Origin of the sequence: Caballeronia zhejiangensis, assembly GCF_000698575.1 — a bacterium.
Lineage (GTDB): Bacteria > Pseudomonadota > Gammaproteobacteria > Burkholderiales > Burkholderiaceae > Caballeronia > Caballeronia zhejiangensis.
On record NZ_JFHD01000002.1, the window covers coordinates 499,231 to 512,588 of the forward strand.

Below are 13,358 nucleotides of genomic sequence, written 5' to 3' on the forward strand. Positions count from 1 at the left end.
GCAGGCCGCCAAAGACTTCCGGGCGGCGGCGCTCGCGCATCTCGCGCCGCGTTCGTGCATCGGCGATTGCCGGCGAACGCGCGCATCGGAGGCGCAAAGGCTGTGAAAGACCGTCATTTTAGCGTCTTTTCGCGACGAAACCGATCTTGGAGCGCCTTTCACGACGCTATAATTTGCCTTTCGCCGTCCGCTGAAAACAGCGGGACGAAACGGCGAAGCCCGCCATTCCCGATTTTCCCGGTTTTTCCCGATCCATCGCGCAATCGCTCGAGGCCGCGCATTGGCATCACGGGTGGTCTTCATCGCCTCGCATTCGCTCATGCTTGACCGGCTGTCCGACACCAATCGCCGCGCGTTTTTCGAGGGCGTGCGTACCTTTTCTCCCGCCGTCCTGGCGACGTTTTCCTGGGGTCTCGTGACCGGCGTCGCGATGACGAAGTCCGTGCTCACCGTGCCGCAGGCGCTCGGCATGTCGTTCGCGGTGTACGCGGGCTCGTCGCAGCTCGCGGTGCTGCCGCTCTTCGCCGCGAAGCTGCCGCTCTGGACGATTCTCCTGACCGCCGCGATGGTCAATCTGCGCTTCGTGATCTTCAGCGCGGGGCTCGCGCCGCATTTCTCGTGGCTGCCGCTGAAGCGGCGTCTGCTGCTCGGCTATTTCAACGGCGACATCATCTATCTGATGTTCTCGAAGCGGAATTTTCCTGCCGGCTGGCAGCCCGGCAAGGAGGCGTTCTTCTGGGGACTGGCGGTATCGAGCTGGTTGTCATGGCAAACATCGTCGGTGCTCGGCATCTTGCTCGCGAGCCTGATTCCCGATGACTGGGGCCTCGAACTCGCCGGCACGCTCGCGCTGATCCCGCTCATCGTTTCCGCTATCGCGACGCGTTCGACGCTCGCGGCGGTCGCGGTGGCGAGCGTCGTCGCGTTGCTGGCATTCGATCTGCCGTATCGTTTCGGCTTGCCGCTCGCGGTGTTCGCGGCGCTTATCGCGGGCACGCTCGCGGATGTCGTCGCCGAGCGGGCCGCGCCCAAATCCGCATCCGATGCCACGAGGTCCAGCCGATGAGCGCGCTGCAAGTCTGGCTCGCGATCATCGGCATGGGCGTGGTCACGGCGGTGACGCGCGCGCTCTTTCTGATCGGCGGCGAGCGCATGGTGCTGCCGCCGCGCGTGCAGCGTGTGCTGCGGTATGCGCCGGCCGCCGCGCTCGCGGGCGTCGTCGTGCCGGATCTGCTCGAAACGCCCGCGGGCATTTCGCTGTGGCTGTCGAACCATGCGTTGTGGGCATCGGCGGCGGGACTCGCGTATTACCTGTGGCGGCGCGGCATGATGGGCACGATCGCCGTCGGCATGGTGGTGTTCACGCTGCTGCGGCTCGTGGCCTGACCGCGGCGTGGAGATGGCTACGCGCCGCGTCAAATACGCGTCATCAACGATTGCCCGCTAAAAGCGGCCGGGTTGATCGGTTAAAATGAGGGTCTTTCCCGAGTGAGCGAGGTCGAAAGTGTGTCCGGCAGTCACCGCGCTACGGTTTTGCAATTCATTTTGCAACACGCCGCTCCCGGCTCCATCGCCGCGCCCGGGCAGGGCTTGCGCGCCTCTCCGGATTCATCTGTCTCATCCCTTTCTCCCGCATCCCGCGCGCGCGTTCGGCTTAAGCGCGCGTCCTTCGCCCCCAGCTTGAACCGCGCGCGAGCCGTCCTGCCCGGCGGCCTGCGCGCGGCGACTCCACGAACCGGCCCGCCCCGACGGCCGTTCCCGCCCGAACCGCTTCTTTATCTACGTTGACTCCCATGACGAAAGTACTGCGTTTCACCGATCTGATCGCCGAAGGCAAAGTCTCCGGCAAGCGTGTGTTCATCCGCGCGGATCTCAACGTGCCGCAAGACGATAACGGCAACATCACCGAAGATACGCGCGTGCGCGCCTCGGTCCCGGCGATCAAGGCCGCTCTCGACGCGGGCGCGGCCGTGATGGTCACGTCGCACCTCGGCCGTCCGACCGAAGGCCAGTTCAAGCCGGAAGACTCGCTCGCGCCGGTCGCGAAGCGTCTGTCGGAGCTGCTCGGCCGCGACGTGCCGCTCGTCGCCGACTGGGTCGACGGCGTTCAGGTCCAGCCGGGCAACGTCGTGCTGTTGGAAAACTGCCGCTGCAACAAGGGCGAGAAGAAGAACGACGACGGCCTCGCGCAGAAGATGGCGAAGCTCTGCGACGTCTACGTCAACGATGCGTTCGGCACCGCGCACCGCGCCGAAGCCACGACGCACGGCATCGCGAAGTACGCACCTGTCGCGTGCGCGGGACCGCTCTTGGCCGCTGAACTCGATGCGCTCGGCAAGGCGCTCGGCAACCCGAAGCGTCCGCTCGTCGCGATCGTCGCGGGCTCGAAGGTGTCGACCAAGCTCACCATTCTCAAGTCGCTCGCCGAGAAGGTCGATCAGCTGATCGTCGGCGGCGGCATCGCCAACACGTTCATGCTCGCGTCGGGCCTGAAGATCGGCAAGTCGCTCGCCGAAGCCGATCTCGTCGGCGAGGCGAAGGAAATCATCGAACAGGCGCGCACGCGCGGCGCATCGGTGCCGATTCCGAGCGATGTCGTCACCGCGAAGGAATTCGCCGCGACTGCGAAGGCGGAAACGAAGCCCGTCGCCGACGTCGCCGACGACGACCTCATCCTCGATATCGGCCCGGACACCGCGAAGGCGCTCGCCGCGCAACTCGAAACGGCCGGCACGATCGTCTGGAACGGGCCCGTCGGCGTGTTCGAATTCGACCAGTTCGGCAACGGCACCAAGACGCTCGCGCAGGCCATCGCGAATTCGTCGGCGTTCTCCATCGCCGGCGGCGGCGACACGCTCGCGGCCATCGCGAAGTACGACATCGCCGACAAGGTGAGCTACATCTCGACCGGCGGCGGCGCGTTCCTGGAATTCCTCGAAGGCAAGAAGCTGCCCGCGGTCGAAGTGCTCGAATCCCGCGCCGGGGCTTGAGGCGTTGGCCGCCCGAAACAATCCGGCGAAAGCAGGAAAGAAGGGCGCGCCAGCCGGCGGCGCGCAAACCGAAGAAATGGGAAGCGGCGCCGCGCTCGACGCGGCCGCCGAAGCAGCGCGGGTGATCGCGGAAGCGGCTCAACCCGATCAGACGGCGCCCGAAGACGAATCGGTGATTCCGGAAACGCCTCCGGTCATCATCGGCGGCGTGCCCGCCCATGCCCTGAATGAAATCGACAAAGCGACGCCGGCACGAACCGGCGCGCGCGCGCAACCGGTGAGCAACACCTCACTGCAAGCGCAACGTGCTCGCGGCCTCAACACGGGCGTTCCTACAGAGACGAGGAAAGACATGCATCGCGCTACCAAGATTGTTGCCACCATCGGCCCGGCTTCAACGAGCCCGGACGTCCTGCTGCAAATGCTGCAGGCGGGCCTCGACGTCGTTCGCTTCAACTTCTCGCACGGCACCGCCGACGATCACCGCCAGCGCGCCGAAATCGTCCGCGAGGCGGCGCGTCAGGTGGGCCGGGAAGTCGCGATCATGGCGGACCTGCAGGGCCCGAAGATCCGCGTCGGCAAGTTCGAGAACAACAAGACGATGCTCGTCGCGGGCAATCCGTTCATCCTCGATGCGAACTGCACGCTCGGCAACAACGAGCGCGTCGGGCTCGACTACAAGGATCTGCCGCGCGACCTGCGCGCGGGCGACGTGCTCCTGCTCAACGACGGCCTCATCGTGCTCGACGTGGTGCGCGTCATCGGCGAAGAGATTCACACGACGGTGAAGGTCGGCGGCGAGCTCTCGAACAACAAGGGCATCAACCGTCAGGGCGGCGGTCTCACCGCGCCCGCGCTGACCGAGAAAGACATGGAGGACATCAAGACGGCGATGTCGCTCGGCGCGGATTTCGTCGCGGTGTCGTTCCCGAAGAACGCGACCGACATGGAAATGGCGCGTCAGCTCGCGAACATCGCGGGCGCGCCGTACGGCATCAAGCCGAAGATGATCGCGAAGATCGAGCGCGCCGAAGCCATTCCGGCGCTGCAAGGCATTCTCGACGCATCGGACGGCATCATGGTCGCGCGCGGCGATCTCGCGGTCGAAGTCGGCAACGCGGCGGTTCCGGCGCTGCAAAAGCGCATGATCCGCATGGCGCGCGAGTCGAACAAGCTCGTGATCACCGCCACGCAGATGATGGAATCGATGATCCACGCGCCCGTGCCGACGCGCGCCGAAGTCTCCGACGTGGCGAACGCCGTGCTCGACGGCACCGACGCCGTGATGCTTTCCGCCGAAACCGCGGCCGGCAAGTATCCGGTGACGACGATCGAAACGATGGCCGCCATCTGTATCGAAGCGGAGAAGTCGGAAGAATCGCAGCTCGATCGCGATTTCCTCGACCGCACGTTCACGCGCATCGACCAGTCGATCGCGATGGGCGCGCTCTTCACGGCGTTCCATCTCGGCGCGAAGGCCGTCGTCGCGTTGACGGAATCCGGTTCGACCGCGCTGTGGATGTCGCGTCACTGGACGCACGTGCCGATCTTCGCGCTGACGCCGCGCGTGTCGAGCGAACGGACGATGTCCCTGTACCGCAACGTGACGCCGCTGCACGTCGACACCAACATGGACCGCGACACGGCGCTGAATCAGGCGCTGGAAGTGGTCGTGTCGAAGGGTTACGCGGCGCGCGGCGATATGGTCGTGCTGACGGTCGGCGAACCGATGGGCCAGGCAGGCGGCACGAACACGCTCAAGATCGTGCGCGTGGGCGATCACTTCTAAGCGTTTTTGAGAACGCTGCGCGGTCAAACGCCGCGCGATTTGTCGCAAGTCCGGAGCGAGCGCGGTCCCAGCACCCGCGCTCGTTTCGTCAAGCGCGCAGGACGATGAAGCCGAAAACCGCCCGAGAGCGAGTTCGCGCGCTGAAGAATTCGTTTCACTTATGGAGTCTCACCACAATGCCTCTCGTATCAATGCGTCAACTGCTGGATCACGCTGCGGAAAACGGTTACGGTCTCCCGGCGTTCAACGTCAACAATCTGGAACAAGTGCAGGCGATCATGTCGGCGGCGAACGAAGTCAACGCGCCCGTCATCATGCAGGCGTCCGCTGGCGCGCGTAAGTACGCGGGCGAAGCGTTCCTGCGTCATCTGATCGAAGCGGCGGTCGAGTCGTATCCGCATATTCCGGTCGTGATGCATCAGGATCACGGTCAGTCGCCCGCGGTGTGCATGGCCGCGATCCGCTCGGGCTTCACCAGCGTCATGATGGACGGCTCGCTCGAAGCCGACGGCAAGACGGTCGCTTCCTACGAGTACAACGTCGCGGTGTCGAAGCAGGTCGTGGAGTTCTCGCATTCGATCGGCGTAACGGTCGAAGCCGAACTGGGCGTGCTCGGCTCGCTCGAAACGATGAAGGGCGACAAGGAAGACGGCCACGGCGCCGAAGGCACGATGACGCGCGAGCAGCTTCTGACCGACGTCGAGCAGGCCGCCGATTTCGTCAAGCAGACGCAATGCGATGCTTTGGCGATCGCGATCGGTACGTCGCACGGCGCGTACAAGTTCTCGAAGAAGCCGACGGGCGATATCCTCGCCATCGACCGCATCCGCGAAATTCACCAGCGCATTCCGAACACGCACCTCGTGATGCACGGTTCGTCGTCGGTACCGCAGGAATTGCTGGCCGAAATCCGCGAATTCGGCGGCGACATGAAGGAAACCTATGGCGTGCCGGTCGAGGAGATTCAGGAAGGCATCAAGCACGGCGTTCGCAAGGTGAACATCGACACCGATCTGCGCCTCGCGATCACCGGCGCGATCCGCCGCTATCTGTTCGAAAATCCGTCGAAGTTCGATCCGCGCGATTATCTGAAGCCCGCGCGCGAAGCGGCGAAGGAAATCTGCCGCCAGCGCTATATGCAGTTCGGCTGCGAGGGCATGGCCGGCAAGATCAAGCCGGTTTCGCTCGACAAGATCGCCGAAAAGTACAAGTCCGGCGCGCTGGCTCAGATCGTGAAATGAGACTGATCTGAATCAGCCGGGTTTTGTAAAGTAAAATCAACGGGTTCCGGGTTCGGAACCCGTTCGTCTTTCTCCTCGCCGCTTCCCACGTCGAAGCGGCGAATCACTTTTTTCCGGTACATGACGATGTCCACGCTATACGAATCCACGATCAAATCGCTGCCGCTGCTCGGCCGCGGCAAGGTCCGCGACAACTACGCCGTCGGCGACGACAAGCTCCTTATCGTGACGACCGACCGGCTTTCCGCATTCGACGTCGTCATGGGCGAGCCGATTCCGAACAAGGGCCGCGTGCTCAACACGATGGCCGATTTCTGGTTCGAGAAGCTCGGCCACATCGTGCCGAACCACAACACGGGCATCGATCCGGCGACGGTCGTCGCAGCGGACGAAGCCGAGCAGGTGAAGGGCCGCGCGGTCGTCGTGAAGCGCCTGGAGCCGATTCTCGTCGAAGCCGTGGTGCGCGGTTATCTCGCGGGCAGCGGCTGGAAGGACTATCAGGCGACGGGCGCGGTGTGCGGCGTCGAACTGCCGCCGGGCCTTCAGAACGCGCAGAAGCTGCCCGAGCCGATTTTCACGCCTGCGGCCAAGGCCGAAATGGGCCATCACGACGAAAACATCACCTACGATGAGATGGAACGCCGCATCGGCACGGAGCTTTCCGCGACGATCAAGCGCATTTCCATCCAGTTGTACAAGGAAGCGGCCGAGTACGCGGCGACGCGCGGCATCATCATCGCGGATACGAAGTTCGAGTTCGGCCTCGACAACAAGGGCGATCTCTATCTGATGGACGAAGTGCTGACCGCCGATTCGTCGCGCTTCTGGCCCGCCGATGGCTATCAGGTGGGCACGAATCCGCCGTCGTTCGACAAGCAGTTCGTGCGCGACTGGCTCGAAACGCAGCCGTGGAAGAAGGAACCGCCCGCGCCCAAGCTGCCCGACGACGTGATCGCGAAGACGTCGGAGAAGTATCAGGAAGCGCTCCAGCGTTTGACCGGCAAGACGCTCGACTGAGTAAGAAAGATGACGAACGAAGTACACAAGAACGAAGCGCCGCTCGTCGGCGTGTTGATGGGCTCCAGTTCCGACTGGGACGTGATGAAGCATGCCGTCGCGATGCTGCAGGAATTCGGCGTGCCGTACGAGGCACAGGTCGTCTCGGCGCACCGGATGCCGGACGAGATGTTCGCCTACGCGGAAAGCGCGCGCGAGCGCGGCCTGCGCGCGATCATCGCGGGCGCGGGCGGCGCGGCGCATCTGCCGGGCATGCTGGCCGCGAAAACCACGGTGCCGGTGCTCGGCGTGCCGGTGGCGAGCAAGTATCTGAAGGGCGTCGATTCGCTGCATTCGATCGTGCAGATGCCCAAGGGCGTGCCGGTCGCGACGTTCGCCATCGGCGAGGCGGGCGCGGCGAACGCGGCGCTCTTCGCGGTATCGATATTGAGCGTCACCGATGCGAAATTCGCCGATGCGCTCGCCGCTTTTCGCGTGAAGCAGAATCAGGCGGCGCGGGACATGACGCTGCCGCCGCTGTGATCCCACTTCGCAATCTGGCCCAACGATGAATCCACAAAACTCCCCGATCTCTCCCATCCTGCCGGGCGCATGGCTCGGCATGGTCGGCGGCGGCCAGCTCGGCCGCATGTTCTGCTTCGCCGCGCAATCGATGGGCTATCGCGTCGCCGTTCTCGATCCGGATGAGACGAGCCCCGCTGGCGCCGTCGCGGATCGCCATATCCGCGCCGCCTACGACGACCGCGCCGCGCTCACGGAACTCGGCCGACTGTGCGCGGCAGTATCGACGGAATTCGAGAACGTGCCGTCCGCCAGCCTCGAATTTCTCGCGTCGTGCACGTTCGTGAGCCCGGCGGCGAGTTGCGTGGCGATCGCGCAGGATCGCGTCGCGGAGAAACGCTTCATCGCGGAATCGGGCGTGCCGGTCGCGCCGCATGTCGTGATCGAATCGACGGAAGCGCTCGCCGCGCTGCCCGACGAGAAGATCGCGGCCGTGCTGCCGGGCATTCTCAAGACCGCGCGTCTCGGCTATGACGGCAAGGGGCAGGTCAGCGTGCGCAACGTCGCGGAATTGCGCAACGCGCATGCGTCGCTGTCGGGCGTGCCGTGCGTGCTGGAAAAGCGCATGCCGCTGAAGTACGAAGTGTCCGTGCTGATCGCGCGCGGCGGCGACGGCAAATCGGCCGTGTTTCCGCTCGCGCAGAACGTGCATGTGAACGGCATTCTCGCGAGGACGGTCGTGCCCGCCCCCGATGCGCCCGATGCGCTCGTCGCGCAGGCGCAGGACGCCGCGCTGACGATCGCCGCGAAGCTCGGTTACGTCGGCGTGCTGTGCGTCGAATTCTTCGTGCTGGAAGACGGCTCGCTCATCGCCAACGAAATGGCGCCGCGCCCGCACAATTCCGGCCACTACACCGTCGATGCCTGCGCCACGAGTCAATTCGAGCAGCAGGTGCGCGCGATGACCGGCATGCCGCTCGGCGACACGCGCCAGCATTCGCCGGCCGCGATGCTGAATCTGCTCGGCGATATCTGGTTCGATGGCGACAAGGCGCGTTCGCCCGCGTGGGCGGAAGTCGCCGCGATGCCGGCGGCGCGGCTGCATCTGTACGGCAAGGAAGAGGCGCGCCGGGGCCGCAAGATGGGCCACATCAACTTCACGGCGGCGACGCTCGAGGAAGCGCGCACGGCGGCGCGTGACTGCGCGCGCATGCTGCATATCCCGCTCGATTGAGTTTTTTCGTAGTAGAAGCAATGACCATCATCTATCCGAGCGCCGCGCAGATCGACGAAGCCGCGGCCCTGCTCGATGCCGGCGAACTCGTCGCGTTTCCGACCGAGACGGTCTACGGGCTTGGCGGCGACGCCGAGAATCCCGAGGCCATCGCGCGCATCTATGCGGCGAAAGGGCGGCCGGCGAATCATCCGGTGATCGTGCATCTCGCGCCCGAGGCTGATCCGGGCTATTGGGTGCGCGAGTTGCCCGCCGATGCGCAGAAGCTCATCGATGCGTTCTGGCCCGGTCCTTTGACGCTGATTCTCAAGCGCGCCGCGCATATTCCGGCGGCGGTCAGCGGCGGACAGGATTCGGTGGGCGTGCGGTGCCCGTCGCATCCGGTGGCGCAGCAATTGTTGTCGGCGTTTCATCGGCGGCGAATGGGGACGGGCAAGCAGGGCGGCGTCGCGGGGCCGTCGGCGAATCGTTTCGGGCATGTGAGCCCGACGACCGCGCAGCACGTTCGCGACGAGTTCGGCGATGCCGTGCATGTGCTCGATGGCGGCGCGGCGGATGTCGGCATCGAATCGACGATTCTGGATTTGTCGCGGGGCTTTCCGGCGCTGCTGCGGCCGGGGCATGTGAGTCCGCGGCAGATCGCGGATGTCATCGGGATCGCGCCGAAGCTGCCGGATGGATCGGATGCGACCGCGCCGCGTGCTTCCGGGACGCTGAAGGCGCATTACGCGCCGCGCACGCCGCTTTTGCTGCTGCCGTTCGCGTCGATCGAGCCGTTGCTTCGTAATCGTGACGGGAAGATTGCGCTGGTGGCGCGGGCGTCGAGCGCGGGGGAATGGGCGCGGGCTGCCGATGTTCACTTCGTGGCGGCGCCTGAGGATCCGCAGACTTACGCGCGCGATCTTTATGGCTTGCTGCGGGCGCTGGATCGGGCCAATGTCGAGCGGATTCTGATCGAGAAGCTGCCGGAGACGGTGGAGTGGATTGCTGTCAACGATCGGCTTGGCAGGGCGGCGGCGGCGTTCGAGGCGGAAGAGTGATTACTGGACTTTGCGCCTGTTTGTGAAAGATGGGTTTGGGGGATTTTGCTTTCCGGTCAGGAAGTTATGATGCAGGGGTTCCTCCGCGTGCGCGGAGATAGACCCGAACAAAAATGCAGAAGAGCGAGTGGAGGAAAGGTTCCTCCGCGTGCGCGGAGATAGACCGTGCGCCCGAGCCGGGAATCGGCTCATCAAAGAGGTTCCTCCGCGTGCGCGGAGATAGACCCGCGACGAAGGACCGGTCTGTACGCATGGCGTGGGTTCCTCCGCGTGCGCGGAGATAGACCCGTGCAGCGCTCCCATGTCGTCGAGATACCACCGGTTCCTCCGCGTGCGCGGAGATAGACCCATCAGACTCTTGGCAATCTCGCCCGCGTTCTCGATTCCTCCGCGTGCGCGGAGATAGACCGTACTAGAACGTCAAACTGGACCGTATCGACGAGTTCCTCCGCCCCGCGGAGCCTTTCTCACCGCAACAAAAAAAACCGCTCGGGCGATCCCTCGCCCGAGCGGTTTTTCCATCCTAAAACCCCAACCCTTACTTCCCCAACCCCGTCGCCGCAATCGTCTGCTCGGCGGCCTGCGCGTACAGCGCATGCAGATGCGTCGTCGGATGCACGGTATCGGCGTACATGTACGTCTGATCCGCGCCCGCGACCGTCAACGTTTCCGGCGAGCAGAACAGCGACGTCGCGAAATCCTGCGGATTCGGCTCGCCGTACTTCTGCGCGGCCGCGGCCATCGCCTTCAGGTTGCACGCGGTGCCCGTATTCGACACCGTGAAGCCTAACTGCTGATAGTTCGCGGTGATCTGCGCCAGCTTCGGCGGCGTATCGAGGTAGATGACCTTCGACTTGATGTTGAGCGCCTGCAACGTCTGATCGAGCGCAGTATTGAACCCGATCGAAGCGCTCGAAAGACCGGCGCGCGTGACCGCGTCGCTCATCGTGCCCTGCGGCGTCGTGCCGATATCCGGCACGTTCGATACCAGCACATGCGTCGCGCCGTGCTGCAGGATCGTCGCGACGATTCCGCCGAGTTGCTTGGCCGCCGTGATGATCGCAGTGGATGCATCGGCCTGCGAGATCGCGCCGGCCTTAACCAACTGCAAGTTGTAAAGGACGTCGTTCGCGCCGCCATTCACGATGACGAGCTGATTCGCGTTGAAACTGCCGTGCGCCGCAAGGTAGTTCTGCACTTGCGTCGCGACCGGCACGGTCAACGCGCCCGCGTAGCTGTTCGGATCCGTAGCGTGACCGATGCCCATGGGATTCGTCACGCGCGCGCCGCCTTGCGCATAGCCGAGTCCCGACTGATTCGTCGGCGCAACCCCAAACCCCCCCGTCATCGCCGGCGTCAACGTATCGCCGTAATACTGCGCGACGTTCTGCACCCACACCTGACCCGGATTCGTCGTGAACCGTCCGCCGCCGAAGTTCGCGGCCGCGACCGGCGCATACGTGCCGACATCGGAAAGGCTGTCGCCGAACGACACCACTTGCAGCTTCACGCCGCCCGCGGGCGTCGAATTGTTGTCATCGCCGCCGCCGCCGCACGCGGCGATCAGGGCGAAGGCCGCGCTGGCCGTCGCGACTTGGGCAAAGCGCACCAGTGCGGCGCGCGTCGAGCGTTGCTTCTTCATGACCTCGTCTCCCTTCTTACCTGTTTTCTAGTTCGATTACGGCGTCAGACCGTGTCGCGGTCTTCATGCCGCTAGCTGCGAGTTTAAGCGATGCCGCGCGCCATCCTGGCGCGCGCGCAGCTTACGGCCGAGCGCCGTGCCCGACAGCGTACACGCGGCGCGCGTCTTTCCGAACGCGACTTCGTAGAAGAAATCTTCGGTGTTTGCAGACGCCCGTGCCCGCTCAATCCGCCACGCCCGGCCGACGCGCGCCTTCGTAGACCCATTCGAGCAGCGCATCGTGCGCGGCGCGCGCGGCCTCGGCGCGCGGATCGTTGATGAAACTCACGACCACATAGCTCTCGCCGTTCGCCGCGCCGACATAGCCCGCGATCGCGCGCACGTCGCGCAGCGTGCCGGTCTTGATGTGCGCATTGCCGAGCGCGCCCGCGTTCGTTAGACGGTTGCGCATGGTGCCGTCGACGCCCGCGATCGGCAGCGATTCGACGAACACCTGCGCGACCGGACTCGCGTTCGCGGCCATCAGCAGATCGGCGAGCGAGATCGCGGAAATATGCTCGTCGCGCGAAAGGCCGGAGCCGTTGTCGAGCACGAGACCGTTCATCGGCAGGGCGCTGCGTTTCAGGAACGCCTGGATCGCCGTCGCCGATTTCGCCGTCGTCGCGGGGGGCTTCAGTTGCGCCGCGCCGATCGTCAGGAACAGGTTGCGCGCCATCACGTTGTTGCTGAACTTGTTGATGTCGCGCACGACATCCGACAGCACCGGACTGCGATGCGTGCCGACGAGGCGCGCATTCGACGGCGTCGGGCCTTCGCGCGTCGTGCCTGCGAACGTGCCGCCCGCCTGCTTCCAGAGCGCGAGGAAACCGCCCGCGAAGAAGGTCGAATGATCGAGCGCCGCGACGTTGATCGTGCGCGAGCCGCAACGCAGCGGATAGTCGCCGACGAACGACGCCTGCACGAAGCCGCCCTGCGTCTGCGCGACGCTCGGCGACGCCGCCGAAAGCGAGCCGACGCACGCGCCGCGCGTCACGCGCAGTTCGTTGTCGATCTGAAGTTGCGCGAGTTGCGGCAATACGTCGATGGATACTTGTCCGTCGGCGTTGGGCGTCAGCGTGAAGGACAGCGATTTGAACGCGTAAAGCAGCGGATCGGGGCCGACGTTGTAGGGCGCGCTGTCGTCGTTGTCGAACGCGGGCAGATCGCGCGTCGACGCGTCGAAGTAGCGCTTGTCGAGCACGAGCGCGCCGTCGATGCCCGTGATGCCGTTCTTGCGAATCTGATCGACGAGATCGATCAGCTCTTCCGGCACGAGCTTCGGATCGCCCGTACCCTGAATGTACAGATTGCCGTGCAGCACGCCTTGCGCATCGAGCTGGCCGTCGGCGTACGCGGTCGTCTTCCAGCGATAGTCCGGGCCGAGCATCGAAAGGCCCGAGAAGGTCGTGACGAGCTTCATCGTCGATGCGGGCAGCATCGGCTCGTTCGCGTTCACCGAGACGAGCGGCAGCGGCGCGCCGACACGCTGCACGACGACGCTCATCGACGACAGCGGCACATGCGCGTGCGCGAGCGCCGTCATCACCGATGCGGGCAGCGGGCCGGCCGGCACGACCGCTTTCGCCGCGCGCTCGGCTTTCGCGCGCTTCGACTTCGCCCCGCCGATGGCCGCGCGCTGCGGCGCGTGACCTTGCGCATCGGCCTTCGAGCCGCCGCCGCGCGCATCGGCATCCGGCATATGGCCGAGGGCCGCGCAGGCGAACGCTGCGGCGAGAGCGTACGAAGACAGTCGGCGAGAGAAGGAACGGAAAACGGGCGGCATGGACGAGCGTTGTTCTTGGCTGGATGACGAGCGGCGGCGCGTGGCCGGGCGGGGTCGCGCCGCGAGGAAGCGGCTATTGTAG

Annotated in this window: 12 protein-coding genes and 1 CRISPR repeat array; of the genes, 9 read left to right on the top strand and 3 right to left on the bottom strand. The window is 65.1% G+C overall.

The annotated features are described in order from the left end of the window. Nucleotides 1–319: 319 nt before the first annotated feature. The 5 genes from BG60_RS05805 to fba all read left to right on the top strand — a co-directional run bounded on the left by BG60_RS05805 (nt 320) and on the right by fba (nt 6,020). The gene (locus BG60_RS05805) at nt 320–1,066 is read left to right on the top strand and encodes an AzlC family ABC transporter permease (RefSeq protein WP_034470821.1); all 747 of its coding nucleotides are present in this window, start codon (nt 320–322) and stop codon (nt 1,064–1,066) included. Next, complete coding sequence (locus BG60_RS05810) at nt 1,063–1,386, top strand: AzlD domain-containing protein (RefSeq protein WP_008351327.1); 324 nt, start codon at nt 1,063–1,065, stop codon at nt 1,384–1,386. The genes BG60_RS05805 and BG60_RS05810 overlap by 4 nt, the downstream gene beginning before the upstream one ends. A 407-nt stretch (nt 1,387–1,793) precedes the next feature. Continuing rightward, nucleotides 1,794–2,990 (top strand): phosphoglycerate kinase, encoded by a 1,197-nt coding sequence (locus tag BG60_RS05815; RefSeq protein ID WP_008351325.1) that lies wholly within the window; start codon nt 1,794–1,796, stop codon nt 2,988–2,990. Between the two features lie 352 nt (nt 2,991–3,342). Then, nucleotides 3,343–4,779: a pyruvate kinase gene (pyk, locus tag BG60_RS05820; protein WP_008351324.1), complete on the top strand. Its 1,437-nt coding sequence runs from the start codon at nt 3,343–3,345 to the stop codon at nt 4,777–4,779. 176 nt (nt 4,780–4,955) lie between these two features. Further along, the gene (gene fba, locus BG60_RS05825; protein ID WP_008351323.1) at nt 4,956–6,020 is read left to right on the top strand and encodes a class II fructose-bisphosphate aldolase; all 1,065 of its coding nucleotides are present in this window, start codon (nt 4,956–4,958) and stop codon (nt 6,018–6,020) included. Here the strand turns inward: fba and BG60_RS38675 are convergent. Then, a complete protein-coding gene (locus BG60_RS38675; RefSeq protein WP_160172878.1) occupies nt 6,005–6,154 on the bottom strand; it encodes a hypothetical protein in 150 nt (49 codons plus the stop codon). The genes fba and BG60_RS38675 overlap by 16 nt on opposite strands. Here BG60_RS38675 and BG60_RS05830 point away from each other — a divergent pair. Genes BG60_RS05830 through BG60_RS05845 form a run of 4 tightly spaced genes read left to right on the top strand, consistent with a single transcriptional unit; the run spans nt 6,147 to nt 9,812 of the window. Then, entirely contained in the window at nt 6,147–7,037 is an 891-nt protein-coding gene (locus BG60_RS05830) for a phosphoribosylaminoimidazolesuccinocarboxamide synthase (RefSeq protein ID WP_034470824.1), read from the top strand. The genes BG60_RS38675 and BG60_RS05830 overlap by 8 nt on opposite strands. Nucleotides 7,038–7,046: 9 nt before the next feature. After that, nucleotides 7,047–7,559, top strand: coding sequence for a 5-(carboxyamino)imidazole ribonucleotide mutase (gene purE, locus BG60_RS05835; RefSeq protein ID WP_008351321.1), 513 nt, complete (start codon nt 7,047–7,049; stop codon nt 7,557–7,559). A gap of 25 nt (nt 7,560–7,584) precedes the next feature. Next, nucleotides 7,585–8,772, top strand: coding sequence for a 5-(carboxyamino)imidazole ribonucleotide synthase (locus BG60_RS05840; protein WP_008351320.1), 1,188 nt, complete (start codon nt 7,585–7,587; stop codon nt 8,770–8,772). Between the two features lie 20 nt (nt 8,773–8,792). Beyond that, nucleotides 8,793–9,812: an L-threonylcarbamoyladenylate synthase gene (locus BG60_RS05845; protein WP_034470722.1), complete on the top strand. Its 1,020-nt coding sequence runs from the start codon at nt 8,793–8,795 to the stop codon at nt 9,810–9,812. 78 nt (nt 9,813–9,890) lie between these two features. Further along, nucleotides 9,891–10,221: direct repeats of the CRISPR family, unit length 26 nt; unit sequence TTCCTCCGCGTGCGCGGAGATAGACC. Nucleotides 10,222–10,350: 129 nt separating this feature from the next. Here the strand turns inward: BG60_RS05845 and BG60_RS05850 are convergent. Then, a complete protein-coding gene (locus tag BG60_RS05850; protein WP_008351318.1) occupies nt 10,351–11,454 on the bottom strand; it encodes an SGNH/GDSL hydrolase family protein in 1,104 nt (367 codons plus the stop codon). Between the two features lie 223 nt (nt 11,455–11,677). Beyond that, nucleotides 11,678–13,276 carry a D-alanyl-D-alanine carboxypeptidase/D-alanyl-D-alanine endopeptidase gene (gene dacB, locus BG60_RS05855; protein WP_033536528.1) on the bottom strand — a complete coding sequence of 533 codons (1,599 nt, stop codon included), beginning with the start codon at nt 13,274–13,276 and terminating at the stop codon, nt 11,678–11,680. Between the last annotated feature and the right edge of the window lie 82 nt (nt 13,277–13,358).

Bases quoted from the DNA above. Each gene is read 5' to 3' on its own strand.
- BG60_RS05805 (WP_034470821.1), top strand. From the start codon at position 320: ATGCTTGACCGGCTGTCCGACACCAATCGCCGCGCGTTTTTCGAGGGC.
- BG60_RS05810 (WP_008351327.1), top strand. From the start codon at position 1,063: ATGAGCGCGCTGCAAGTCTGGCTCGCGATCATCGGCATGGGCGTGGTC.
- BG60_RS05815 (WP_008351325.1), top strand. From the start codon at position 1,794: ATGACGAAAGTACTGCGTTTCACCGATCTGATCGCCGAAGGCAAAGTC.
- pyk (WP_008351324.1), top strand. From the start codon at position 3,343: ATGCATCGCGCTACCAAGATTGTTGCCACCATCGGCCCGGCTTCAACG.
- fba (WP_008351323.1), top strand. From the start codon at position 4,956: ATGCCTCTCGTATCAATGCGTCAACTGCTGGATCACGCTGCGGAAAAC.
- BG60_RS05830 (WP_034470824.1), top strand. From the start codon at position 6,147: ATGTCCACGCTATACGAATCCACGATCAAATCGCTGCCGCTGCTCGGC.
- purE (WP_008351321.1), top strand. From the start codon at position 7,047: ATGACGAACGAAGTACACAAGAACGAAGCGCCGCTCGTCGGCGTGTTG.
- BG60_RS05840 (WP_008351320.1), top strand. From the start codon at position 7,585: ATGAATCCACAAAACTCCCCGATCTCTCCCATCCTGCCGGGCGCATGG.
- BG60_RS05845 (WP_034470722.1), top strand. From the start codon at position 8,793: ATGACCATCATCTATCCGAGCGCCGCGCAGATCGACGAAGCCGCGGCC.
- BG60_RS05850 (WP_008351318.1), bottom strand. From the start codon at position 11,454: ATGAAGAAGCAACGCTCGACGCGCGCCGCACTGGTGCGCTTTGCCCAA.
- dacB (WP_033536528.1), bottom strand. From the start codon at position 13,276: ATGCCGCCCGTTTTCCGTTCCTTCTCTCGCCGACTGTCTTCGTACGCT.